This window comes from Bradyrhizobium sp. T-12 (assembly GCF_058314695.1).
In genome coordinates this window covers 1,660,827-1,686,867 of sequence record NZ_CM177756.1, presented here as the reverse complement: position 1 = coordinate 1,686,867, position 26,041 = coordinate 1,660,827, and the positions used below count along the sequence as shown (strand labels likewise).

The window sequence follows — 26,041 nt, the reverse complement described above, 5'->3', positions numbered from 1 at the left end:
GCGACGGCACCGCGGTGTCTCAAACCGATTGTCCGACCTTCAGCGGCCGAAAGAACATGCCCCGGATCGCACCGTCGAGCAGGCGCCGCAGCCTGACCTCGATCAGCTCATAGCTGATCGCGCTCGCCACCAACGACATCACCAGCCCAAGCGCGATGAAAGCGGCCCACAACAGCCAGCGATCGACACCGACGGCGACCAGCTTGAGGCCGATCACCTGCAAGGGGAACAGCACGAAGGGATGCACGAGATAGAGGCTGTAGCTGATCTTGCCGACATATTGCAGCGCCGGCGCACTCAGGGCCCTGCCGAGGCCTGACTCCGGGGCAAGCACCATGCCGAACAGCAGGAAGCCGGGAAGCAGCGCCACGAACGGGTGAAACAGCACAAGGCTCGCATACATCGCCACTCCGCAGGCTAGCCCCACGACCAAGCCGAGACGCCCCGGAATCGCGATGCGAAAGCCGGTGGCGCTGAAGAGCATGCCGATGCAGAAGAAGGCCGTGATCGGCCAATGCAGCAGACAGGCGACGCCCAGCAGGATCAGAGGCGCTGCCAACATCTTGCCGCCGATGCGCAGCATCGAGAACGTCGCGGCAAACCAGATGTAGAATGCCCATTCATAGGTCAGCGTCCAGGCGTTCTGCTGGGCAATGGGCAAGCCGAGCGCGTCCTGCACGAAGAACAGGTTGGCCGCGAATATCCCGAGATAGCTCGGCAGATCGATCCCACGGAAGAACTTGTAAGCGACGATCGGACCTATCGCGAACAGCGCGAGATGCAGGACGACGAATACCGGCATGATGCGCAGGACGCGATCGAAGAAGAACCGCGGCAGCGATCCGTGCCGTACCAGGCTGGCCGGGATCAGGAAGCCGCTGATCATGAAGAACAGCTCGACGCCATGCCCGCCGACATTGATCACCGATTGCAGCCAGGTCCAGAGCGGCGGCAGGAATCCGGGATCCGGAATGTCGTACATGCCGCCCTTCGGCATGTCGTAGAAATGATCCATCAGCACGCTCAGCGCCGCAATGCCGCGAAGCCCCTGCACCGACGGAACGAACGATCCGTCATAGGCGACGCCCGGCTGGTGCGGAAGCTTGGTCACTCTGCGGCGCCCTGGGTGCTGAGCGCAGGCTCGAGAACCACTTTCTTTCGTCGCGCCGAGCGGAACCGTTGTCCAAAGGCGATGCTGGGCTTCTCGACGAACGTGAACGTCATCCAGCTGACGATAAGTGACAGCGCCAGGATCAGCGCCAGGAAGATCGACCATCCCAGCGGCCCATCGCCGAACCAGACGAGGCGATGGATGAAGACGATCACGAAGGGCGACATCAGGTAGACCGAATAGCTGATCACGCCGACGAATGCCATCGGGCGCCACGCCATTCGCTCGCCGAACACGGCGAAGCCGATGAAGACCAGCGCGGCGCCGACATAAGCCGATCCGATCGAATAGCTGTAGAAGAAATTCTCGTGATACACGCCGCCGAAGCGCCGGTCGGACAGGGTGATGGCGAAGATCGCATACAGCAGCGTGCAGACCGCCACGTGGGTCCATCGCAGCTTTCCGCCGATGACGGTATCGCGGATGATCTTGCCCAGGAACATCGCCGACAGGTTCAACCCCACCTCCATCACCGAGGAAACGGTCCTGTTCTCCGCCAGAAGTGCAGCGGTCGTTCCGACCAGCGCGGCGGCAATGACGATCGCCACGGCCGTGAAGCGCTGGTTCAGCAGCCCCATCGCAAACAGGATGGTGCATCCGACATAGAACAGCAGCTCGATCGCCAGCGTCCAGTAGAACACCCAGAGGTTCGGGATGTTCACGAAGGTCTGCAGCATCGTCACGTTCGCAGCAACCTGCCCCAGCGGATAGACCTTCGAGTCCATCAGCTGCATCGTCACGAGACCGATCACGAGCGAGGTCCAGTAGGCCGGATAGAGCCGGAAGAAGCGGCTGATCGCGAAATCCCGAACCGGCGTGGCGCTGTCCGGAAAGCTGAACGGAATGACGAAGCCGCTGACGAAGAAGAACAGCACGACGCCGAACCGGCCGAAATTCATATAGTAGCCGAACACGTCATGGAAGGGCCAGTAATAGGCACCCGTCGGATGCTTTTCGACGATGATCTCGAATACGTGCTGGACCAGGACCGACAGCACGGCAATGCCGCGCAGCGTGTCGATGAATGCAAGCCGTTTATGCATCGTTCGTTCTCACCTGCTTCCGCTCGCCGCCGGTATATCCGGGCGGAAGCCTTCCAATGACGGCACCGGCGGCCGCATGACGATTGGCACTGCGTCTCCCGCCCGCGCGGAGGCCGCACGGCGCGAGAACACCTCGCTGAAGCTCAATGCGATGATCAGCAGGCCGGACGCCGGGCCGTAATTCAGCACCGTGATCGTGAACAGATTGACGACGAAGATCAGCGTCAGCTTGTAGACGTCGGTCGCTCCGAATGTCGCCCGGAATACCATCACCATGAATGCGGCGAACGGGAGACCGAACATCAGGTAAGTCCCGATGTAGAAATTGTCGACGGGCACCCAGAAATGCGCGAGCGGCGAGAACAGCTTCTGCGGATAGTTGAAGCAGCCCGCGCCGCAACCGGTCACCAGACCGATCGGCATGAGCTGGTTCATGTAGACGAACGGCAGCTGCCAGCTGTTGTTGATGCGATCGACGATGCTGAACAGGGTCGAGTGCGGCACCGCGGCGGTCCCCGATGCCACCACGATCATGAAGAACGGCACGAAGATCGCGGCGAAGGACCATTGCGCGATCAATCGGATTGCGGGGAAGCGCGATTTCTCCGGCAGCATCCGCACGAAGACCAGCAGAACAAGATAGAGCACGAGGACGATCATGGTCGTCTTGCTCGTGGTCAGCTTGATGGCATAGATCGCGATGGAACCAAATATGAGGCACCAACTGGTGCTCATGCGAATGGACGTGATCGCGAACGACACCAGGATGAAGAAGGCCGCCATGGTGTTGTCGGCGGCAAAGCCCATGAGGCGCTGGTCGTCGCCGCCATAGGCCCACCACAACCGGCCGGCCTCGCGCACCGCGCCGAAGGATTCGTATTTATAGCCCACCCAGGGCATCAAATAGAACTTGGTCAGGAAAACGCCGATCACGGAGAGATAGAAGGTCACCGCGATGACCGACAGCAGCTTTCGGTACGAACCAAGACTGGAATCGCAGAAGCAGAACCCCACGAACACCGGGAGCATCATCTTGAACGACGAGATCGCCGCGTTCATCGTTCCCATGAAGAGGTAGCCGAGCACGAGCGACAGCATGATCTGGACCAGCACCAGCAGCGCGAGGGTGCTACGATTGCGCAGGATGCAATGCACGAAGAACTGGGCCAGGCACAAAAGCGCGACGCCGTCAGGCAGGTACCAGAGCGGATCCACGTGATAGATGCTGGTGTAATAACGGATCACGCCGCCGAAGGCGTCGCGGACCAGATAGACCCCGAGCGCGATCGCCTCGATGTTGAGGCTGATCAGCGTGATCCGGGGACGATGCAGCGCAAGGATCGTCATGCCGGGCTCAGTTCGTCTGCCGCGCGGGGGACGCCGAGAAATCGGGCCGGCTTCCGAGCGCGTTCCGCATGAGCTTTCCGCCTGGGATTTCGACGTAGAGATAGGTGAAGTGGGAGACCGCCAGCACGGCGGCCAACGAGACCACGAGATTCAGCGAGGCCGGCAGACCGGCCCAGACCGAATCCAGCGCGGCGATGCGCCCCGCCCCGACCGCCCGCACAAAATACTCGGCCAGCAGCACCACGAGGGCGTGCACCATATAGATCGAGTAGGAACGTTTCCCGAGCCAGACCAGCGGCTTGGCCACCAGAATCCGCGGCACCAGCAGCGCATCCGGAAAGGCGAGCAGGCTGCCGAGGAAGATCGCAAACGTCACGGGCGCGAGGAAGGTCGACGCAGGACTGGTCTCCGCCAGGGACACCAGCACGATGCTGGCGATCATGGCGACGAATTGCAGCGCGCCCTGCACGGCAGGGCCCGGCTTGGCCGGCAGGCGGTCAACGATCCTGACCGTCAACACGCCCAGAAAGAAGCTCACGAAGCAGCGCAGGATGCCGAAATCGGTCTGAAGCCCGAGGCTCCTCTTGTCGAGCCCGAAGATGATGAAGACCAGGCTTGCGACCGCAAGCGCGCCGCAGAGCACGTAGAACCAGAGCAGGGACCGCATGCGCTGGGCAAAGAGGACGATCAGGCCAAACACCAGATAGGTGTAGAATTCGACGCTGATGCTCCAGCTTGGCGCGTTCCAGCTGAGATAGTCGATGAACCCCATCGAATGCAGCAGCAGGACGTTGAGACCGAAGGAATAGGCATTGTTCACTTCGAAGGCGGCCGGCGCGGCCACGACGACGCCCGCCATGACCAGGCTGATGCGCAGGAGGCGAAACAACAGATTGGCCATCAGCATGACGATGTGCAACGGATAGACCCTCGCCAGGCGCCGCACCATGAACTCACGCAGCGAAAAGCGGCCGAAGTCGCTCTCGACGTAGCTGAGCGACATGACGATCCCGCTGAGAACGAAGAACAAATCGACCAGCAGCCAGGAGCTTCTGAAGAAGGAGCAGTTGATCCACGCATTGTGCGGGAACGCTGCGAGGAACGTCGGCATCAGCAGCAGATGGTGAATCACCACCGACGTCGCAGCGATGCCCCTGATGCTGTCGAGCGGCAGGACATGCGCCTTCTCACGATGAACCAACTCCGTCACATCAACATTCCCAACTATTGCACCGCAGCAGTGTGTATCAGGACTCGCGCGTGTTCAATCTCCGCGATCGCGGACTCGCATTCGACGCATGACGATCGACGATATTTTCAAAGCTCGCAGTCATTCGGACATGCGAGCGCCAAGTTCACGCCATTATTTGCTTGAGATCGCCGCGCGTCGGCGCGCAAATCAATTCGGGCATGATGATTGCGATTTGCGTGCAAAGTGTGCGCGAAATTCGGCGCTGTTGCGATGATGGCGACGACAACGGCGCTGATATCTCGATGCGCACCTGTCGCAAATGTCGCGACGATAATTTTCCGCGGGTCGGGAACCAATGTCGCACGCGGCGACTTGTGTCGGTTTTGCGACGCTGTCTTGCGACTCCTGAACGTGCGAACGCCTCATATGTTTTCAAGTTGCAACATTCCTGGGCGCCAGCATGCCGATCTCGCAGGCATTGCATATCGTCATTTTGCAACCGATCGGAAAACAGGCAATGCATCGGTTGTCATCGACGACGCGCACTCGGCTTTTGCGTCGCACAAAAATTGACACAGTTACCTGTCAGGTTTCGCGTGTTCTCCTAATGCAACAGGAAGCAAGGGACACGGATGGGCTGCGGACCAATGATTCGTCATGCAAGGCTACGATGGCTACCGATCGTCTTGGCAGGCTTTGCCTTGGTCGTGTCGAGCATCGATGTTTGCCGCGCTCAGTGCGTCGAATTTTCGGATCGTGCCTCGCAGCTCGAGCTCGACACGTTCGTCAAGTCGCCCTCCTCGCTTCTGGAACGACTGCGCAATGACAAGGAGAAGCTGAGATACCGGCTCTCCACCCTTATTGCGACCAATCCGTCGGTGTTGCCCTCCGTGCAGACCCTGATTTCGGCCTCGGCGGCAACCGACCGTTCGGCCATCGGCGCCGCGCTGAAGATTGCCGAAGGGCGATGCACCTCGACGAAGCCGGACGCGGCGCGCAAGATCAGGGATTTCACGCAGCGGATCGGCGATCTCAACGTGCAATCAGGCTATGCCGCCGCGGGCGACGACGCCTCCGGCATCCAGGCTCAATCGCAAGCCAAGAGTTCGACGCAGCCGTCCCGAGGCGGGGCGCTGCTCGAAGGCGAATGGAAGACCAAGCTGGCCAATCCTTTCAAACCCGTCCCCCTTCCGAACTGATCAGCCATCGTCAGAGGCAGCGAAGCAACCAATGTACCAACCCAGAGAACATTTCCAGTCGGGACACAGATTCGGCATCGAGTTTGGCGGAGCGGTCCTCAGCTTCGAGCGTGTGGCCGACGTGCTGCGCCGGCAGTGGCCGATCATCGCGGCGTGCACCGGCGCTGCGCTGGCCCTCGTCATGATCTATCTGTTGACGGCGCAACCGATGTATACGGCGAATGCCCGTATCATGATGGATACGCGTCAGGCGCAGGTGCTGGACAAGGACAGCAACGCCAACAGCGCCCTCATCGATACCGGCTACGTCGACAGCCAGGTCGAGGTCATCAATTCGGACGACCTGATTCTCTCGGTCGTCCGTCGCCTGAAGCTAACGGACGATCCGGAATTCAATGGCTCCAGTCCGGGCCTGCTGTCCGTCGTCCTCGGCAAGGTCATGTCGCTGTTCAGCTCCGGCGAAGCTGCGTCCCAGGAGCGTCTCGAGCACGCCGTGGTGGAGCAGGTTCAGAAGAACCTGAGAACGGAACGCGTCCTGACGACGTATGTCTTGTCGATGAACTATCGCTCGCGGAGCCCTGACAAGGCGGCCAAGATCGTCAACGCCATCGCCAATGCCTATCTCGTCGGCGCGCTGGAAGCCAAATATCAGTCCACCAAGCGGGCAACCGAATGGCTGCAGCAGCGCAGCTTCGAGCTGAGCGAGCAGGCAACCGCCAGCGACCGCGCCGTGCAGACCTTCAAGGCCGAAAACAACATCGTCGGGACCAGCCGCGGCCTGATGTCCGAGCAGCAATTGTCGGACCTCAACACCCAGCTGGTTCAAGCGCGGGCATCGACGGCCGAAGCCAAGGCCCGGCTCGACCGGATCAACGCGATTTCAGACCAGGACGTCGCACAATCGACGGTGACCGACGCTCTCAACAACTCGGTCATCACCCGCCTGCGCGCGCAATATCTCGACCTCCAGGCCCAGTATGCCGATTGGTCGAGGCGCTATGGCAAGCAACATCTTGCGGCGGTCAATCTGGCCAACAAGATGGAGGAGCTGCGCAAGAACATCGCCGACGAGCTGCATCGGATCGGCGATGCCTATCGCAGCGACTATGAGATCGCAAAGAGCCGGGAAGCCTCGCTCGAGAAGAACGTGAAGGAGCTCGTCGCCCAGGCCGGCGATACCGGCCAGGCCGCGGTCAAGCTGCGCGACCTCGAAAGCGCCGCGGACACCTACCGCAACCTCTACAACAGCTTCCTCGAGAAGCTGCAGAGCGCGACGCAGAATCAGAGCTTTCCGCTCAGCGAGGCGCGCCTGATCAGCACCGCCACCAAGCCGGATCGCAAGAGCTCGCCGCGCACGGTGCTGGCGCTGGTGGGAGGCCTGGTCGGCGGCCTCTGCCTCGGCTTCGGCGTCGCATTCGGACGCGAACTGCTCAGCGACGTCCTGCGGACCCCCGGCGAGGTCGAGGACGAGCTCGGCGTCAAGTGCCTCGGGGTCCTGCCCGACATTCGTCCGCCAACGACGACCGGCGCGTTGCTTTCGTCGACGTCGGCCAAGACGAGCTCAGCGGATCTGTCGCGCTACGTCGTCGATCATCCGTTCTCGCGGTTTGCCGAGACATTGCGCAACATCAAGGTGTCGATCGACGTTGCGCGGCTGACCCGCGAGATCAAGGTGATCGGCATCGTGTCTTCCCTTCCCAAGGAAGGAAAGACGACGGTGGCGGCCAACTTCGCGCAGTTGGTCGCCCTCACCGGACATCGCACGGTCCTGATCGACGGCGATCTGCACACGCGCTCGCTGACCCGAGAGCTCGCTCCCAACGCCAAGAGCGGATTGGTGGAGGCTCTCAGTGATCCGGCGAGCCTCGGCTACCATGTGCAGCGAAGCAAGGAGACGGGCCTGGACTTCCTGCCCTCCGTGGTGGCGTCCCGCATGGTCAATTCGGCCGACGTCATCGGATCGAAGGCGATGGCCGAGTTGCTCAAGGTGCTGAGAGAGCACTACGAGTACATCGTGATCGACCTTGCCCCGGTGATGCCGGTGGCGGACTCGAAGGCCGTCAGCATGCTGATCGACGCGATGGTCTATGTGATCGAATGGGGGCAGACGACACGAAGCGCGCTCCAGGAATCGGTTTCCGGGTCGGAAGTCCTGCAGAAGAAGCTGCTCGGTGCCGTGCTCAACCGCGCCAACCCGAAGATGCTCAAGCGCATCGAGGCGTATAAGGGCAAGCATCACAACAGCTACTACGTCGAGCACGCCTAGGCCGAGGCGCGGCGCAGCGCCCAGCCGAACAGACACGAATTCGGGCCCGTTGCCATTTGGCAGCGGGCCTTTTTCATGCCTTGCGGAACTGTCGTCTGAAGGCGATCACGTGCGCCTTCGCATCGGGCCGGAGATTGCGCCAAGCCGCCCCCAAGCCACACGCAAGCCACACCCCGATGGCTCAGGCCTCCGTATTCGCCCGGAATCCACAACTTGCAGCTATTGCTCTAGCCAAAAGCAAGGATTGACGAGGACGACGATGGCTAGGACAGTGCGCCGATTGGCAACCATCCAGCGATAAGACGAGACAATCCGGTCTTCGACGCCTCAAACAGCCGAGCTTTGGGCATCTTTCTTTCCGGGTTCCCTGAGGCTAAGCTCGGCGCATATTTGTAGTTCTTTTCCGGCGGGCTCGGAATGCTGATCGTCCTGACGATTTTGACTATTTGGGTTCTGCTCAACATCCTGTTCGTGTTGATCGTGGTTCCTCCGCGCAAGGTGCGTCGGCAGCCGATGGCGACCACGCTCTCGCCGGCGCCCATCGACCCGAGCCGACGGGACATCGAGCAGGACGAACCTTTCTCGATCCGCCATGTCATCGTTTCCGTTGCGATGGGGGCATTCTTCGTGCTGGTACCGCCGTTGCTCGCCTTGCGCGCCGCAATCATGCGGCTCTTCGGCAGGTCGTCGCGAGATGGAACCTGACCTCTCGCGTTCGCAATTTCAGATCATCGGGAAATTGGACGGTCAGTAGGCTTCCTGGAACATCACGGCGGACGCCGTGCGGGCCATGATCTTCAGGTCGAGCCAGATACTCCAGTTGCTGACGTACCAGACGTCGTACTCGACCCGCTTTTCCATCAGATCGATCGTCGGCGTCTCCCCTCTGAACCCGTTCACCTGGGCCCAGCCCGTCAGCCCCGGCTTCATGTGGTGCCGGTAAACGTACTTGCTGATCAGCTCGTCATAATAATTGTCATGGGCCAGCGCATGCGGCCGCGGGCCGACCAGCGACATATCACCGCGCAGCACGTTCCAGAGCTGCGGCAGCTCGTCTATGCTCGTCATGCGAAGGAAGCGCCCGATCTTGGTGACCCGGGCATCCCGTTTGGTCGCCTGGGCAATCGTTTCGCCGTTCTCGCAAACGGTCATGCTCCGGAACTTCCAGATCTCGAACGGCCTGCCGTTGAAGCCGCGGCGCGACTGGCGGAATATGACGGCTCCCGGGGAATCCAGCTTGATCAGCACCGCGACGGTCAGCAGCAGCGGTGTCAGCATCACAAGTGCGAACAGGGCCACGCCAATGTCGAGACAGCGCTTTTGCAGCCGCTCGAGAATGGTGAGAGGCGGCCGCTGGATTTCGACCGCGACGGTTCCACTGACCGGCAGAAACGGACGGGCCACGAGATCTGCGACCGGGTCGTCCGGCAGCAAGCGTATGGGCTGCGGGACGGCGCGTAAGTAAGGCCCCAGCTTGCGGAGCATCGGCAATTCGTTCCAGTCGATCGCAAGCAGATATTCGTCGACGTCAGCCGAGCGCGATTGACGGATCACGTCGCGAATCTGCCGCTCCCAGTGGCCGTCATCCCGATCGTCTCCCAGCACGAAATGGCGCATCACGTCGAAGCCATTCCTCCGCAGGTCCTTGAAGCGGCTCGAGGTGAAGTCGAGCGGCTTGAGGCTGAGCAGGATCACCTTGCGATCGACCAGCCGGCTTCTCGCAAAGCTCGTGCCGAACACCGCCTGCCAGACGAAGCGAAGGCTGATCAAGCCAAGTCCGCCGATCACAGCGAACACGATGACGGTGCCGCGGGATAGGTTGTCCGTCGATTTCAGCAAGAAGGCCGCAACGGCAAGGATCGTCAGGGACGTCAGCCAGATAAACACCGCCTTACGCAGCTGCCAGACGATGTTGAGCAGACGGTGCGTGGCATAGACGTCCCGGAAATAGGCGACCGCCACGAACACCACACCGACGAACAACCCCGCTCCCACCGAAGCCCCGTCATTGGGCGAAGCGACGGCAGCACCGTACAGCGAGGCCCCGGCGGCATAGCTCAACAAGATCAGCAGAAAGTCAGCCGCCATGACGACGATCTGAAATGGCCTCTGAAGAGCACTACCGCGCGTCGACGACAGCGTGTGAGCGTTTTCAGAACCATAAGTTGCAACAGCCATTCGAACCTCTGCCTATCGAGAGAGTGTCTGACGCTCATCGTGATGCTGAAGACTCGTCACTTCCCCGCGCGGAAGGTGTTGCGTGATCGCAGCGACATTGTGGCGCTGCACGCAAAACTTTTGCGGCGCACGGATCATGCGCCACGTTGAAATGCGCAGCGAATTTCGTTGCGCTGAAAATGTCGTCACAGTGATGACATATGAGCGAGCGCGTTGCCCTATTTTGAATCAAGTTCCACGTCGAGCGCGATGCGTGATCGTCGCGCGAGCGCTTTGTCGCTCATCTTTCGGGCGACGCGATTGCGCGATGAAGCGCGGCGAATCATTTGCGAGAATTCCGACGGATTTCTATCTGGGCGTGCGTCCGGAAAAATTGGCTCAGGCATGCAACTTTGCCGTCCTCCCGCACTCAGCAATGCAATCGTGCGGACCGACCGTCGCCTGCCAGTCCCACAACCAGGTAGGCAAAAAATGCAGCGCCCTTCTTTTGGCGTGATCGAGCCGGAGAACAAGCACGCTCCCTCGCCGAATTCGCTTTGTTCGTGTTGGATGGAAGCTCTCCGGTGCCGGCGACTTGGGGAAATTTTTCGACCACCCGATCGATTGAGCGCCATGATATCTCTCGCCCGCCCCCGCCCGCCCGTTCCCAAACCGCAATTGCCGGAGGGAGTCCGCATCTATGCGATCTCGGATATTCACGGATGCGCGCATCTGCTCGAGCCCATGCTGCGGGTGATCGACGCCGACGTGACCCGGAGCCGGCCGCGCTATGCGATCGAGGTCTTCATGGGCGACTACATCGATCGCGGCCCGGACACGCGCGCCACCCTCGACGTCCTGGTCGAACGGAGCCGGCGGGGAAACGCGGTCTTCCTCAAGGGAAACCACGAGGCGTTTCTCGTGAGGGTGTTCGAGGATCCCTCATTGTTCGAGGATTGGATTGCCGTCGGCGGAGCCCAGACGTTGATGTCCTACGGGCTCGCCCCGCCGGACCTGAAGCGCGACGAGCCGGCGTCGATCATGCGCGATTTGATTCGGGCAATGCCTACCGAACATCTGGAATTCCTCGACGATTTGCGGCTGAGCTTCAGTTGCGGGGACTTCTTCTTCGTTCACGCCGGCGTTCGCCCGGGCGTTCCACTGGCCGAGCAGACCGAGCGCGATCTGCTCTGGATTCGCGAAGAATTCCTGCGGAGCGAGGAGCAGTTCGGCAAATATATCGTGCATGGTCATACGCCGGTCCGCAGTGCGGAATTCATGGCGAACCGGGTCAACATCGACACCGGCGCCTATGCGACCGGCAACCTTACCCTGATGAGTATCCAGGGCAGCCGCATGCTCGCAGTGTGAGGTGACGACGGCCTGCCGCTGACGCGCGAGGTGGTTGCACTGGCGCGGACTGGTTGTACGCCGCTCCGGGCAAGCCCTAGTTGAGCAATTGCGGCTTCTCCGGCCGCGCGCGCGTCTGCGCCATCCAGTCGCTCCAGGCTCGCTCGTGCTTGACGTAGAGCTCCAGCCAGCGCTCTCCGTGCCGAGCCTGACGGACGCGCCCCATTTCGCCGATCGAATCGGCGTCAGGCTTGTCCAACGCTTCGAACTCGATGGTCTCCGAGATCGTCAAACCAACGAGCACGCGCTGTCCGGCGCCATCCGCAATGTAGCGTCGTGGAGCGTCCTTCTTGGGCTCGCTCATGTCATCATGCCCCTTCGTTTCAGCGTGAAGTTGGATGCCGACAGAGAACTAGACGGCATCTAAAACGCTCGTCGGGCGTGGCCGAAGGTTGTGGTGGGAGTCGGCCCGGCCGTTCGACGCGAGGCGCCACGGGATGAGTTCGCAGGACTTCGTTGGACGCGCCAAGCGCGCAACGCGTATCCCGAGATGAGGCCAGCGCTGAAAATCAAAGCGGAGACGAATGCAGAAGTCATGGGAGTTGCCTTGGATAGTCCGCGACCTATCAAGAGCGAGCAGTGTGTCGACATCATGATTCTTTCCGACTGTGGGCGCCGAAAGATTGTTCATGCCTGACCTCTGGCGTGCATGCAGCGCAGTCTCGCGTGCATCGATCGCAGCGATCAGGATTTTTCCATGAGACGCACTCTATATAGAGAAATGTTCTCGCAGATCCGGACCCGCCAAGCCGGTTGCAGTCGGCAAGCCCGACGGCCTTCCCTCACACGGGAAATTTCGGGCAACCGGCCAGCCCACGCCCTTGCAACCGTCCGGCAGCCGTCGCATTATTTCGCATCGCATTTCAGAGGGATTCAAATCCAATGAACTTCCGCGCCCTTATTCCATCCATTGCCCTCGCCGCCCTTGGCCTCGGCGTGACGGGCTCCGTCGCGCCGGCCGCCGAGCTCGCGCTTGCTCCGTCACACCGGGCGGCCGCCGTCCAGGGCGGCGTCGTGCTGTGGGATGATGTTTACCCGCCCGCGATCTATGGTCCCCAGCTCCGTCCGGTCGAAGAAGTTGCAGCCATGAAGGCGCAGGCACGGCCCGTATCCCATCGCTGGTGGGGATATTGGTACGTCCGCTGAGTTCGACTGCGCCCCGCTGAGCTAAGCCTAACAACTGCCGCCCCACCGGCCAACGGGGGCGGCGGTTTTGTTTGAGAGAGGCGGATCCGCCGCGGCCCTCGAGAGCACCCACGCGTTTGGGCTCCAGGGCTGGAAGCACCGGCCCCGGAGCCAGATGGACCGGGGCCCTCCAAGGTCGATGGCCGCTAGCTGACCAAGAAGTTCCCATTGTGCAGCGTGCCGCTGGCATTCTGCAGGTTCACGTCCATGTCACTCGTTCCATCGCCATCGATATCGATCTGGAGATAGTCGTTACCCGGCCCGAAGCTCTGCAAATGAGCCGAAGCCTGGTTTCCGCCGAGAAGGGCCGCCCCGTCCACATACTCGATGTGACCGCCGGCGACGCTGATGCCCGAGAACGTAAAGCTGTCATTGCCCGCGTCGAAATTGTGGATGGTGTCGGCAGCACCGGCGGCGGAGTCTGCTGTGCTGACGAAGCGGAAGTTGTCATGGCCCGCGCTGGCGTAAATCTCGTCCGCACCCGTTCCGGCCGTAACCGTCGTGTTGCCCGACGTGTTGCCGATCGTGATCCGGTCGAAATTCGCGGCGGCATTGACGGTTTCGACATTGGTCACGGTGATGTCGTAGACATTCGAATTGAAGTTCAGCGTGTCGTTGCCGTCGCCGAGATCGATCACGTTCGCCGGGCTGCCCTGCAGCGTCAGAACGTCATCCGACGAACTGCCGTTGAGCAGGTTCACGTTCCACAGATTGTCGAACGAATTGCTGCCCTCGGCGAGATTGAGGACGTTGGCCGTCCCTTCTCCGAGATTGACCGTCACGCCGGACACGGTGTTCAGCAGCGTGACCATATCGTCCGACGGATGGAGATTGCCGGTAAAGTCGCTGCCGTTGAGGTTCTCGACGCCATTGATGCTGAGCGAATTGACGCCATTGGCGAGGGACACCCAATCGGTTCCGCCGCCCATATCGATGGCGATGCCGTTGACGTTGTTGGTCAGGCTGACCGAATTGTCGCCTGCATTGCCGATGATGTGCTCGATGCCCATCGCGGCGAAGGACGCGAAGTTTCCGTTGAAGGCGACCGTATCATCGCCATCGCCGAGGTCGATCACGACGCCGTTGGCCGCGCCGATCGCACCGGTAACGGTCAGGATGTCGTCACCCGCCATGCCGTTCACGTGGTTGACATCGTAGATGTTCACGAACGAATTTGCTCCGGCAGCGAGGTTCATCGTGTTGTCGCCGTTGCCGAGGCTGATGTTCAGGCCCGTGACGGTCGTCGACAGGGTGAGCACGTCGTTGACGCCGGGCGTCGCTCCGAAATCCGTTCCCGCGATTCCGTCGACGCCGATCAGGCTGAGAGTATTTGCCCCGCCCGCGAGATTGAGCTGATCATTGCCGCCGCCGAGGTCGACGACCAGGCCGTTGGTATTCATCGTGAGGTTGACGAACTCGTCGTTGCCGGTGCCAACCAGGTTTTCGACCCCCGCGAGATTGAGCGTGTAACCGTTACCAAAGGTGCCGTTGAGCAGGACGGTGTCTGCAGTCCCCGCTCCCAGATTGAGCTGGTGCCCGAAGATGTTGGCTCCGACGCGAAGATAATCGTCTCCGGCCGTTCCGATCACGGGCGCCGAGTTGGAGAATTGCTGCGCGGAAAGATCGATCGGACTCCCCGATGTGCCCGAGGACAGCAGCACGATGCCATCGCTGAACTGCAGCACTTCGACATTGGTCAAGGTGTCGGTGCCGTCACGGCCCGCAACTGTATCTTGAACCTGGATGGTTGAGGCCATGGTGACGTTGTATTGCGATTGCGCACCCGAGAAGATCACCATGTCGGTGCCGGCGCCCCCGTCGATCACATCGTCGCCGCCCTGGCCGGTGATGCCGTCGTTTCCACCACCCGCGTTGATGGTGTCGCCACCGCCGCCGCCGAAGAAGAACTCGTTGTTTGAGCCACCGACCAGCGTATCGACCTGGTTCGAGCCCTGCACGCTGTTGACGCCGCCCGTGATGACGTCGGCGCCAGCCGCACCGCTCACAATTCCGGTCGACAGGTCGACGGAGACGCCGCCGCCACTCGCCTGGGAATACGAGACCCGCGTATTGCCATTACCGGTGATGGTGTCGTTGCCGAGCAGCCCCTCGAACAGGTTGAAGGTGCCGAACGATCCGGCCGAGGTCACGCCGGTGAAGCCTGTGGCATTGTAAGTGTCGTTCAGGTTGCTGCCGGTGGCACTGTTGACGCCGACATAGCTGTCGGTGCCGATCGAGCTGCCGCCGGTCGCCGTCCCCGCCTGCAGGTTGATGGTGACTGCATCGGTCGCGCTGGAATAAATGATACGGGTGTTGCCGTTGCCGGTGATCGTATCATTGCCGGCCAAACCTTCGAACTGGTTGAAATTGCCATTGTTGCCGACGTTGTTGGTCGCGGCATTCTGGAAGCCGACGGCGCCGAAATTCGTGGCCGTGAAGACATCGTTGAAGTTGGTGCCCTGGGCCCCCTCGATCCCGCGGAGCGTATCGGTGCCGATCGAGGCGTCGCCGGTCGCGGTGCCCGCCGTGAAGTCGATGGTGACAGGTCCGGTCGAGAAGTAGAGGTTGTTGTAGCTGGCGATGTCGAATCCGCCGCGGCCGTCGATGAAATCGTCGCCGGCAAAGCCGGTGAACGTCTCCGTTGCCGTTGTAATGTTGCTGCCGCGGATGGTGTCGTTGAACATCGACCCCATCACGGCGTTGACGCCGCTGAACGTATCGTTGCCCGTGGAGAGGTCGCCACTCGCGGTGCCTGCCAGCAGATCGACGATCACCCCGCCGGTTGCGTTGGTGAAGGCAATGCGCGTGTTTCCGTTGCCAATAATGTTGTCGTCACCTCCCATGCCGATGAATTCGTTGAAGGTGCCGTTGGAACCGGCATTCTGGCTGATTGCGCTGAAGCCCGCAGCGTTGAAGACGTCCGCAGCGTTCGAGCCGCGCACCGATTCGACCGATCGCAGCGTGTCGGTGCCGACTGTCGTGGCATCGCCCATCACGATTCCCGAGGCCAGCTGGACGTTGATCCCGCCCACGGCGGCCGGGTCGAGCGCGTAGTCTGCCCGATCGAAGCCAGTCCGACCGTCGATGAAGTCGTCGCCGGCGCGGCCTTCGAAGATCTCCACGGTGCCGGGGCCATTGCTGCTGCCCAGCAGCTGGTCGGCAAATCCGGAACCCACAACACCGCCAAAGCCCGAACCGACCAAGGTATCGGTGCCGACCGAACCATCTCCGATCGCCGAATGGGCCGCCAGATCGACGGTCACGCTGCCCGTTGCGCTGGCGTAGGAAATGCGCGTCAGCAGCGCACCCAGGCTGTTGGTCGCGCCCGTGATGCTGTCGTTCCCGCCGCGGCCCTCGAACTCGTTGAAGCCCACGTTGGTGCCGGCAATTCCGGTGTCGCCGGTGAAGCCGGTCGCGTTGAACGTGTCGGCATAGTCGCTGCCCACGATGGCCTCGACGTTCACCAGAGTGTCAGTGCCGACGCCTGGTCCGGTCACGGAGCCTGCCGCGAGATTTGCGGTAATGCCTCCGGTTGCCGCGACATAGTCGGCGCGGTCGAAGCCGAGGCCGCCATCGAGCAGATCGTTACCGTCGAGGCCCTTCAGGCGGTCGTTGCCGGCGAGACCACTCAGGTTGTCGGCGTAGGCGGTGCCGACCAGCGTATTTGCGCCGGCGTCGCCGGTGAGATGCACGCCCTGGCCGAGGATGAAGTCGGCAGCCGTGAGGTTCGACAGCGTCACGTTCAGCAGCGTGAGGGTGTCGCCATTGCCGAAGTCGATGACCATGTTCGGTCCCTGCTGTGTGGCGAGCGCCTGAATGTCCGCGAGGGTCGAGATACCGGGCACCCCCGTGAGGTCGATCTTGTCGGCGTCCGCCTGCAGGAAATCGCCGATGACATCGGCACCGCCGCCGGTGGTATAGACAAAGGTGTCCGCACCAATGCCGCCGTTCAGGGCGTCGTTGCCGGCACCGCCGCTGAGCAGGTCGCTGCCGCCGTTGCCGACCAGCTGGTCGTTGCCGCTGGACCCGGTGATCGTGTCGTTGAAGTTCGAGCCGGAAACGTTGGTCACCCCTCCCACGATGGTGTCGTGACCCACCGAAGCGTCACCGTCCGCGGTCCCGTTCGCGAGGTTGACGATCACGCCGGCCGTCGCATTCGCGAAAAGGATCTGCGTGCTGCCGTTGCCGGTGATGGTGTCGTTACCACCCTGGCCCTGGAAGGAATTGAAACCGATGAAGCCGGTCGCGTCGTAAGTGTCGGCGAAATTGCTGCCATAGACGCTGTTGACGCCTGCGAAGGAGTCATGCCCGACCGACACGTCACCCGTGACCGAGCCGGCATTCAAGCCGACCGTGACGCCGCCGGTGGCGTTCGTATAGAGCAGGCGTGTGCTGCCGTTACCGGTGATCTGATCGTCACCGCCCAGGCCCTCGAACTGGTTGAAGCCACCGTTGTTGCCGATATTAAGCGCACCGGCCTGTCCGTAGCCTGTCGCCACATAGCTGTCGGCATAGCTGGTGCCCTGAATGCCCTCGATCGAGCGCAGCGTGTCGGTCCCGATCGAGGCATCGCCGGTTGCCGTGCCCGCCGCCATGTCGATGGTGACGCCACCCGTGACCGTGCTGAGGCTGTTGTAGATCGCGGTGTCGAAGCCGCCGCGGCCGTCGATGTAGTCGTCGCCGCCAAGACCCGTGAAGTTGTTGTTGAAGCTGCTGCCGAGCAGCGCGTCGGAGAAGGTCGAGCCCTGCACTGCATTGACGCCGGTGAAGGTGTCGGTGCCTTCGGTCGCACCGATCGCGCTGCCGGCCACGGTGAGCGCCGTGGTGCTTCCCACGACGCTGGTCTCGAGGTCGACGCTGACGCTCGAGGCCGCGATCTGGTAGTTCAGGCGGGTGGAGCCGTTGCCGATGATGGTGTCGTTGCCGCCGGCGCCGGCGAAGTCGTTGAAGGCGCCGGACGAGCCGACATTGGTCGCCCCGGCCAGACCGAATCCAGTCGCGTCGAACGTGTCGTCGAAATTGGTGCCGCGGGCGGCCTCGACGTTGCGGATCGTGTCGGTGCCGACCGTCGCATCGCCGTTCACGGTGCCCGCGGCGAGGTGAACATAGATGCCCGAGGTGGTCGTCGTATCGGAGTTATAGGTGACCTGGTCGTAGCCGCCGCGGCCATCGATATAGTCGTCGCCGCCGCGCCCCTCATAGGTCTCGTAAGTGAAGGCGGCATTGTCGCTGCCGTAGAACGTGTCGTTGGAGGCCGAGCCCCAGATCGTCGAGACGTTGGAGAAGGTGTCGTGACCGACGGAGGCATCGCCATCCGCGGTCCCCGCGCCGATGTCGACAGTGACCGCACCGGTTGCGCTCAGATAGGACAGCCGGGTGACCGCCTGCCCCAGAGGGTTGAGATCGCCGACGACGACGTCATCACCGCCGCGCCCTTCGAACTCGCTCTGGCCGGCGGCGACGCCCGGCAGGCCGGTCGAGCCGGTGAACCCGGCCGCGTTGAACATGTCGGCATAGTTGCTGCCGAGGATACCCTCGACATTCGTCAACGCGTCGGTTCCAACACCCGGGCCGGTCACCGAACCGGCCGCGAGATTGGCGGTAATGCCTCCCGTCGCATCACCATAATCGGCGCGATCGAAGCCCTGGCCGCCGTCGAGCAGGTCGTTGCCGCCGAGGCCTTGCAGGACGTCGTTGCCGCCAAGGCCGCTCAAATTGTCAGCATAGACCGTGCCGACCAGCGTGTTCGCATTGGCGTCGCCGATCAAGTGAACGCCGGGCGCGAAGATGAAATCCGCAGCCGTGAGGCTCGCCAGATTGACGTTCTGCAGCGTCAGGCTATCGCCATTGCCGAAATTGATGAAGGTGTTCAATCCCTGCTGCGAGGCGATCGCCTGAACGTCGGCGAGGTTGTAGATGCCAGCGCCCGAAAGGTCGATCTTGTCGGCTTGCCCATGCGAGAAGTCGCCGATGAAATCCGCACCGCCGCCGCTCACATACACGAAGGTGTCCGCGCCGCCGTTGCCCAGGAAATTGTCGGCGCCGATCCCCCCTTTCAGCGTGTCGTTGAAGCCCGATCCGGACACGCCGTTCACGCCGCCAGTGATGGTGTCATGCCCGACCGAGGCATCGCCACTGACAGTGCCGCTGGCGAGATCGACGACAACGCCACCGGTGGCGTTGGCGAACAGCAGCTGCGTGCTGCCGTTGCCGGTGATGAGATCGTTGCCGGCGAGGCCCTGGAACGAATTGAAGCCGACAAAGCCTGACGCGTCGTAAGTGTCGGCGAAATTGCTGCCATAGACGCTGTTGACGCCTGCGAAGGTGTCATGCCCGACCGACACGTCACCCGTGACCGAGCCGGCGTTCAAGCCGACCGTGACGCCCCCGGTCGCGTTCGTGTAGAGCAGTCGTGTGCTGCCGTTACCGGTGATCTGATCGTCGCCGCCGAGGCCCTCGAACTGGTTGAAGCCGCCGTTGTTGCCGATATTGAGCGCACCGGCCTGTCCGTAGCCTGTCGCCACATAGGTGTCGGCGTAGGCCGTGCCCTGAATGCCCTCGATCGAGCGCAGCGTGTCGGTGCCGATCGAAGCATCGCCGCTCGCCGTGCCCGCCGCCATGTCGATGGTGACGCCACCCGTGAGCGTGCTGAGGCTGTTGTAGATCGCGGTGTCAAACCCTCCGCGGCCGTCGATATAATCGTCGCCGCCGAGCCCCGTGAAGTTGTTGTTGAAGCTGCTGCCCAGCAGCGTGTCGGAGAAGGTCGAGCCCTGCACCGCATTGACGCCGGTGAAGCTGTCGGTGCCTTCGGTCGCACCGCTCGCGCTGCCGGCAACGGTGAGCGCCGTGGTGGTTCCCACGGGGCTGGTCTCGAGGTCGACGCTGACGCTCGAGGCGGCGATCTGGTAGTTCAGGCGGGTGGAGCCGTTGCCGATGATGGTGTCGTTGCCGCCGGCGCCGGCGAAGTCGTTGAAGGCGCCGGACGAGCCGACATTGGTCGCCCCGGCCAGACCGAATCCGGTCGCGTCGAACGTGTCGTCGAAATTGGTGCCGCGGGCGGCCTCGACGTTGCGGATCGTGTCGGTGCCGACGGTCGCATCGCCGTTCACGGTGCCCGCGGCGAGGTGAACATAGATGCCTGAGGTGGTCGTCGTGTCGGAGTTATAGGTGACCTGGTCGTAGCCGCCCCGGCCATCGATATAGTCGTCGCCGCCGCGACCCTCATAGGTCTCGTAGGTGAAGGCCGCATTGTCGCTGCCGTAGAACGTGTCGTTGGAGGCCGAGCCCCAGATCGTCGAGACGTTGGAGAAGCTGTCATGACCGACGGAGGCATCGCCATCTGCGGTCCCCGCGCCGATGTCGACCGTGACTGCGCTGCTCGCGCTCAGATAGGACAGCCGCGTGACCGCCTGCCCCAGGGCATTGAGATCACCGACGACGACGTCATCACCGCCGCGCCCTTCGAACTCGCTCTGCCCGGCGGCGACGCCGGGCAGACCGGTCGAGCCGGTGAATCCGGCCGCGCTGAACGTGTCTGCAAAATTGCTGCCGACAGCGCCCTCGATGTTGACGAGCGTATCCGTGCCGACCCCCGGTCCCGAGGCGGTGCCAGCCGCGAGGTTGACGGCGATGCCGCCGGTCGCGTCAGTATAGATGGCACGGTCGAAGCCTGAGCCGCCATCGAGGAGATCGCTGCCGCCGAGGCCCTGGAGGCGGTCGTTGCCGCCGAGACCGCTGATGGTTTCGGCATTGGCGGTGCCGACGAGGTCGTTCGCGTTGCCGTCGCCGACGATCGGCGCGGCCGGCGTGCCGAACAGGAAGTCGCTCGCCGTCAGGCTGCTCAGATTGACGTTCTGAAGCGTGAGGCTATCGACCGAGCTGAACGTGATGACCGTGTTGGGACCGCTCTGAACTGCATGTGATTGCAAATCGGTAAGGCTGAAGATGCCGTAGACGCCGGTCAGATCGATCTTGTCCTGGCCATGGACGAAGTCCTGGACGAAATCGAAGCCGCCGCCGGTCGCGTAGACGAAGATGTCCGCGCCGGCGCCGCCGCTGAGGAAGTCGTTGCCGGCACGGCCGTCCAGGGTGTCATTGCCGTTGCTGCCGGAGAGACTGTCGTTGCTGCCGCTGCCGATAATGGTGTCGTTGAAGTTGGACCCGAGGACGTTGAACACGCCTCCGGTGATGGTGTCATGGCCGACCGAGCCGTCGCCGTCGACCGTGCCTGCAGTGAGGTTGACGCTCACACCGCCGGTCGCGTTGCCAAACTGGATCTGCGTATTGCCGTTGCCGGAGATGACGTCGTTGCCGCCGTTGCCCTGGAATGAATTGAAGTTCGCGTTGGGGCCGGTGAACCCCGTCGCGTCGTAAACGTCGGCAAAATTGCCGCCGAGCGCGCTGTTGACACCCGTGAAGGTGTCCTGACCGGTCGAGCCGTCGCCGGTCGCGGTGCCGCCCGCGAGGTTGATGGTCACCCCGCCGGTCGCATTGGCGAAGATGAGGCGCGTGTTGCCGTTACCGGTGATGACGTCGTCCCCACCGAGGCCTTCGAACTGGTTGAAGGTTCCGTTGTTGCCGGTATTGGCGCCGGTCACGCCGTAACCGGTCGCATCGTAGGTATCGTTGAAGTTGGTGCCCTGAATGCCCTCGATCGACCGAAGTGTATCCGTGCCGTTCGACGCATCTCCGGTGACGATACCGGCCGCCATATCGACGGTGATGCTTCCCGTGATGAAGAAGATGTTGTTGTAGGACGAGACGTCGAAGCCACCACGGCCGTCAATGTAATCGTTGCCCGCAAGGCCGGTGAACGTGTCGTTGGTCGCACCGCCCAGCAGCGTGTCGTCGAACATCGACGCCTGGACGGCGTTGACGCCGGTGAATTGGTCGGTGCCGACGGATGAATCGCCGGTGGCAATGCCGGTGACGAAGTCGACCTGGACCCCGGCGGTCGCGTTGTTGAACCCGAGCCGCGTGAAGCCGTTGCCGGTGATGGTGTCGTCACCGCCATTGCCGGTGAACTCGTTGAACGTCCCGTTGGACCCGGCATTGGCGCTGCCGGAGCCGAAACCTGTGGCATTGTAGGTATCGGCAAAGTTGGTGCCGCGGATCGCCTCGATCCCGCGCAACGTATCGGATCCGATGGTCGCATCGCCGGTCACCGATCCGGCGGCGAGATTGACCGTAATTCCCGTCGTGGTGTTCGGATCGACGTTGTAATCCACGCGGTCATAGCCGCCGCGGCCGTCGATGTAGTCGTTGCCCCCAAGACCCGCGTAGACCTCAGCGGTGAACATTGGATTGTTGCTGCCCAGAATCGTGTCGTTGTAGGCGGATCCCCAGGCGCCGTTGAAGCCGGACCCGACCAGGGTGTCGTGGCCCACTGACGCATCACCTTGCGCATAACCGGCGGCGATATCCACCGTTACCGCCCCGGTGGCGCTGACATAGGAGACGCGCGTCAGCTCCGCGCCCTGGCTGTTGGTGTTGCTGATGATGGTGTCATCGCCGCCTTTGCCTTCGAACTCGTTGTAGCCGACGGGGCTACCCGGGACATGGGCGTCGCCGGTGAAGCCGGCTCCGTTGAACGTATCGTCAAAATTGCTGCCGATGGCTGCTTCGATGTTGACGAGTGTGTCTGTGCCCACGCCTGCGCCGGACGCTGTTCCCGCTGCGAGATCGATCGTGACGCCGCCGGTTGCGTCGGTATAGACGGCGCGGTCGAAGCCCGGGCCGCCGTCGAGAATATCGTCACCCGAGCCGCCGCTGAGATAGTCCTTGCCGGCGCCGCCAAAGAGGATGTCGTTTCCGTCGCCGCCGTTGAGACGATCGTTTCCGTCCTGCCCGTCGATCAGATCGTTGCCGATTCCGCCCGAAAGGACGTCGTCGCCGAGCGAGCCGAACACGGCGTTCCCAACCGGGGTCAGCACGGCATTCGAAACCTCCGTGTCGAGATTGTCGACAAAGCGGTCCGTCAGCAGATCGATGGAACCTTGATCCGAAAAATTGGTCGCAGCCAGTTGGTCGGCGGCAGCGCCTTGGGCGACCTGGCCGGCTTGCGCCAGCTCGGTGACGTTGGTGGCCGACTGAATGCTGTCGTTCGCGGCAGCAACGACCTCCACAACCGTCGCGGCGGCGGCCGCACTGACGCCGGCCGACGAGACGACGCTCTCCACCGTTTCCTGCGAGCTGAGATTGAAGGGCAGCGGATTGTCCGGATCGGCCTGAGCGGTCGCAACGGCCTCCGCGATCGCGGCGATCACCGCGTCCGGCGCGACCCCGACAGCCGCGATCTGCGCCACCGTGCTCTGGACCTGGATGGCCGCCGCAAGCACCGCGGTCGCGGTCGCATCGCCCCCCACCGCGGCGGGCACCGGGTCGTACGACAGCAAGTCAATGGGATTTTGGGGATCAGCGGCGAGATCGACGTTGAACGCGGCCGCAATGGCGTTGATGGCCTGGTCCACCGTCAGCGGGTGCTCGTCATTTGCCGTGCTGTCGACCAGTGCGACGATCAACGTCGTGAGCGGCGTGATGACGGTGGACCCTTCCGGCGCCCTCAGCACGCCGGCGACCTGCAATCCCGTCGAAATGTCGACACCGCCGATACTCACGAGCGGACCGGACCCGCCCGCCAAAGTAAAGCTGCCGTCAGCCCGCGTCGTCGTGAACGCCTCGCCCGCGTCGAGTATTCCATTGTTGTTGGCGTCGGCAAACACGGTCGCGCCGCCGATATAGCCGTCGATATCCAGCGCGTTGATCTCGTTGGCACCGGGTGTCACGCTCAGCGAGAGCTCGGCCGAGCTCACCGCCTGATGAACGCCGTCGTCGGAGATGGCGGTGACGTGCAGGGTGAACGGATCGGGGCTGCCGACGGCATGGCTCGGGATCAGGACGACGTTCTGAATCGAATCGCCGGTCAACAGCCAGGTGCCGTCGCCGAGCGCTGCGCCGTTCTGAACCGCAAAGCTCGACGGCACACCCTCGATCTTCAGCGACAAGGTGCTGCTTTGGTCGATCTTGGCCGCCGCGATATTCAGCGTGATGTTGCCGTCCGCAGCGCCCGATGAGTCCTGAACGTTCAGAACCGGCGCGTCCTGCGCGCCGTGGATGTCGAAGCTGATGTTCTTGGTCGTGCCGTCGACGGAGGTGACCGTGAAAGTCTCCGTCTTGAGGTCGTTGGCGCCGAGATACTGGATCGCGGAATTGTCGACGGAATAACTGTAGTGGCCATCGGCCTGCAGCGTCACCTTGCCGAGGTTGCCGGCTGCCGTGATCTCATCGGCCTGGAACGCGGCCTGGTTCTGGTCGGCATCGCTGATAGATAGCTGGCCGGATGCGGTTAGCTGGCCGTCCTCAGTGACGTCATGCTGGGTCGGGCCACCGATGGCCGCCGCATCGTTCACGCCGTGGATCGTGAACGTCACGTTCTTGGTCGTGCCGTCCAGAGCCTTGACTGTGAAGGTCTCGTCGCGGGTCTCGCCCTGGCCGAGATATTGAACGGAGCCGTTGGCGACCGAATAGCTGTAGTCCCCGTTGGCGCCGATCGTCAGCGACCCGAGATTGCCGGGCCCCGAAGCGACAACGGTTTGGAACGAATTCTGGTTCTGATCGACATCGTTGATCGACAGCGTGCCGGACGCCGTCAGGACGCCGTCCTCAGTGACATCGTGTTGAACGAGATTGCCGATCACGGCGGCATCGTTGGTGCCCGTGATGTTCACCACGATGTCGCGGGTGGCGGTGCCGTCGGCGGAGACGACCGTCAGGGTGTCGGTGACCTGCTGCCCTGCGGTCAGCGGGTTCGACTTCAAGGGATCGAGCGTATAGGTCCACGCGCCCGTCGCCGCATTGAATGTGAAATTGCCATAGGTGCCGGCGAGCGAGGCCGGGACCGCGAAATGGGCTTGGCCGCTGTCGACATCGTTCACCGCAAGCTGGCCCGACGCGTTGGGATCGCCGGCACCGCTCCCGGCCTCGGTCACTGAAATATCCTGACTCCCCGATACCGTGATCGTGGCCGCGTCGTTGCTGCCCGTGATGGCCACCGTGAGCGTCGACGAGCCCGTTCCACCGTGATTGTCGGCATTCGTATAGGTGAACTGCTCCGTCACCTGCTGGCCTTGAGCGAGCGCCTGCACGGCGGCGCTGGAATTGTTCAGCGTGTAGGTGTAGGCGCCGGTCGCCTTGGTGACCACCAGCGTTCCATAGGTACCGGCGACGGTGATCGTGGTGCCGTTGTCCGCGCCTCCCGCCACGGCCGACACGGTGTGGGTATCACCGGCATCGGCGTCCGTGTCGTTTGCGAGCAGATTGCCGCTGGCAACCGTCGTCACGTCCTCCTTGACGGAGGCGGTGTCCGCGACTGCGACCGGCACGTGATTGGTCGGGCCCTCGATGACGATTTCGACCTTTTCGATCGAGGCGACGGCGAGGTCGAAGCTCCTGAACGCATAGTCCGCGCTGCCATAGCGCGCGATGAGGGCCTGGATGGCCGCAAGATCGGACCTGAACGAAGCCGAGTTCGCCATCGCTTGCGTGACAACGAGGCGGAGCGTGTCCTGGCCCTTGCCGCCATCGTAGATGTCGACAGAGCCCACGTTTTCCGACACGCGGTAGATCAGGATGTCGTTGCCATTGCCGCCGCTGATGATGTCGGTGCCGGCGCCGCCGTCGATGATGTCGTCGCCGTTGTCGCCGGAGATCAGATCGTTGCCCGCCCCACCGAGCAGCGTATCGTTGCCGTTGCCGCCGAAAATGATGTCGTTACCGGTGCCGCCATCCACGGTGTCGTTGCCATTTCCGGCGTCGACGATGTCGTTGCCCGCACCGGCATTGATGTTGTCATTGCCGTTGCCGCCCTGAACGAGATCATTCCCTGCCCCAGCGCCGACGGTATCGTCGCCGTTCTTCGCATTGATGATATCGGTCGAGCTGGTGCCGGCGATCTGATCGTTTGCATTGGTGCCGTTAATGATCATGGCAATTCATCTTTCTCGATATGGCAACAGGCATTGTTCGCGAGCGCGCGGAAGCGGCGTCGCGTTGTGCGGATGGAGAGATCTTCAA

At 62.5% G+C, this 26,041-nt stretch carries 12 protein-coding genes; 5 read left to right on the top strand and 7 right to left on the bottom strand.

Translation table 11 applies throughout. From position 1 onward, the window contains the following. Positions 1–19 precede the first annotated feature (19 nt). From AC0WRY_RS08055 to AC0WRY_RS08040, 4 genes are read right to left on the bottom strand one after another with little or no spacing between them, the layout of a single operon-like run. On the bottom strand, positions 20–1,111 hold the full coding sequence (locus AC0WRY_RS08055; RefSeq protein WP_194406492.1) for an acyltransferase family protein: 1,092 nt from the start codon (positions 1,109–1,111) through the stop codon (positions 20–22). Next, positions 1,108–2,214 carry an acyltransferase family protein gene (locus AC0WRY_RS08050; protein ID WP_194406491.1) on the bottom strand — a complete coding sequence of 369 codons (1,107 nt, stop codon included), beginning with the start codon at positions 2,212–2,214 and terminating at the stop codon, positions 1,108–1,110. The genes AC0WRY_RS08055 and AC0WRY_RS08050 overlap by 4 nt, the downstream gene beginning before the upstream one ends. Positions 2,215–2,223: 9 nt before the next feature. Beyond that, the gene (locus tag AC0WRY_RS08045) at positions 2,224–3,561 is read right to left on the bottom strand and encodes a hypothetical protein (RefSeq protein ID WP_194406490.1); all 1,338 of its coding nucleotides are present in this window, start codon (positions 3,559–3,561) and stop codon (positions 2,224–2,226) included. A 7-nt stretch (positions 3,562–3,568) separates the two neighbouring features. Continuing rightward, complete coding sequence (locus AC0WRY_RS08040; RefSeq protein WP_246776436.1) at positions 3,569–4,771, bottom strand: acyltransferase family protein; 1,203 nt, start codon at positions 4,769–4,771, stop codon at positions 3,569–3,571. 689 nt (positions 4,772–5,460) lie between these two features. On the opposite strand from AC0WRY_RS08040, the gene AC0WRY_RS08035 reads away from it, so the two are divergent. The 3 genes from AC0WRY_RS08035 (at position 5,461) to AC0WRY_RS08025 (ending at position 8,923) form a co-directional block, all read left to right on the top strand. Continuing rightward, the gene (locus tag AC0WRY_RS08035) at positions 5,461–5,952 is read left to right on the top strand and encodes a hypothetical protein (RefSeq protein ID WP_246776435.1); all 492 of its coding nucleotides are present in this window, start codon (positions 5,461–5,463) and stop codon (positions 5,950–5,952) included. Positions 5,953–5,983: 31 nt separating this feature from the next. Next, positions 5,984–8,218 (top strand): Wzz/FepE/Etk N-terminal domain-containing protein, encoded by a 2,235-nt coding sequence (locus AC0WRY_RS08030; protein ID WP_491122913.1) that lies wholly within the window; start codon positions 5,984–5,986, stop codon positions 8,216–8,218. A gap of 417 nt (positions 8,219–8,635) precedes the next feature. After that, entirely contained in the window at positions 8,636–8,923 is a 288-nt protein-coding gene (locus tag AC0WRY_RS08025) for a hypothetical protein (protein WP_194406487.1), read from the top strand. Between the two features lie 42 nt (positions 8,924–8,965). Here AC0WRY_RS08025 and AC0WRY_RS08020 read toward each other — a convergent pair whose 3' ends face one another. Continuing rightward, positions 8,966–10,396 carry an undecaprenyl-phosphate glucose phosphotransferase gene (locus tag AC0WRY_RS08020; protein WP_211419554.1) on the bottom strand — a complete coding sequence of 477 codons (1,431 nt, stop codon included), beginning with the start codon at positions 10,394–10,396 and terminating at the stop codon, positions 8,966–8,968. A 612-nt stretch (positions 10,397–11,008) separates the two neighbouring features. Between AC0WRY_RS08020 and AC0WRY_RS08015 the strand changes: the two genes are divergently transcribed. Further along, entirely contained in the window at positions 11,009–11,746 is a 738-nt protein-coding gene (locus AC0WRY_RS08015; protein ID WP_491123450.1) for a metallophosphoesterase family protein, read from the top strand. A 76-nt stretch (positions 11,747–11,822) separates the two neighbouring features. Here AC0WRY_RS08015 and AC0WRY_RS08010 read toward each other — a convergent pair whose 3' ends face one another. Further along, the gene (locus AC0WRY_RS08010) at positions 11,823–12,089 is read right to left on the bottom strand and encodes a hypothetical protein (protein ID WP_304489406.1); all 267 of its coding nucleotides are present in this window, start codon (positions 12,087–12,089) and stop codon (positions 11,823–11,825) included. 578 nt (positions 12,090–12,667) lie between these two features. Here AC0WRY_RS08010 and AC0WRY_RS08005 point away from each other — a divergent pair. Further along, positions 12,668–12,931 carry a hypothetical protein gene (locus AC0WRY_RS08005; protein ID WP_491122912.1) on the top strand — a complete coding sequence of 88 codons (264 nt, stop codon included), beginning with the start codon at positions 12,668–12,670 and terminating at the stop codon, positions 12,929–12,931. Between the two features lie 185 nt (positions 12,932–13,116). Here AC0WRY_RS08005 and AC0WRY_RS08000 read toward each other — a convergent pair whose 3' ends face one another. Beyond that, positions 13,117–25,953, bottom strand: a complete 12,837-nt coding sequence (locus AC0WRY_RS08000; RefSeq protein ID WP_491122911.1) for a VCBS domain-containing protein — start codon at positions 25,951–25,953, stop codon at positions 13,117–13,119. Positions 25,954–26,041: the final 88 nt, after the last annotated feature.

What these genes read in the sequence shown, in the direction of transcription:
- AC0WRY_RS08045 (WP_194406490.1), bottom strand. Translation starts at nt 3,561, where the DNA reads ATGACGATCCTTGCGCTGCATCGTCCCCGGATCACGCTGATCAGCCTC.
- AC0WRY_RS08020 (WP_211419554.1), bottom strand. Translation starts at nt 10,396, where the DNA reads ATGGCTGTTGCAACTTATGGTTCTGAAAACGCTCACACGCTGTCGTCG.
- AC0WRY_RS08015 (WP_491123450.1), top strand. Translation starts at nt 11,009, where the DNA reads ATGATATCTCTCGCCCGCCCCCGCCCGCCCGTTCCCAAACCGCAATTG.
- AC0WRY_RS08005 (WP_491122912.1), top strand. Translation starts at nt 12,668, where the DNA reads ATGAACTTCCGCGCCCTTATTCCATCCATTGCCCTCGCCGCCCTTGGC.
- AC0WRY_RS08010 (WP_304489406.1), bottom strand. Translation starts at nt 12,089, where the DNA reads ATGAGCGAGCCCAAGAAGGACGCTCCACGACGCTACATTGCGGATGGC.
- AC0WRY_RS08025 (WP_194406487.1), top strand. Translation starts at nt 8,636, where the DNA reads ATGCTGATCGTCCTGACGATTTTGACTATTTGGGTTCTGCTCAACATC.
- AC0WRY_RS08000 (WP_491122911.1), bottom strand. Translation starts at nt 25,953, where the DNA reads ATGATCATTAACGGCACCAATGCAAACGATCAGATCGCCGGCACCAGC.
- AC0WRY_RS08030 (WP_491122913.1), top strand. Translation starts at nt 5,984, where the DNA reads ATGTACCAACCCAGAGAACATTTCCAGTCGGGACACAGATTCGGCATC.
- AC0WRY_RS08050 (WP_194406491.1), bottom strand. Translation starts at nt 2,214, where the DNA reads ATGCATAAACGGCTTGCATTCATCGACACGCTGCGCGGCATTGCCGTG.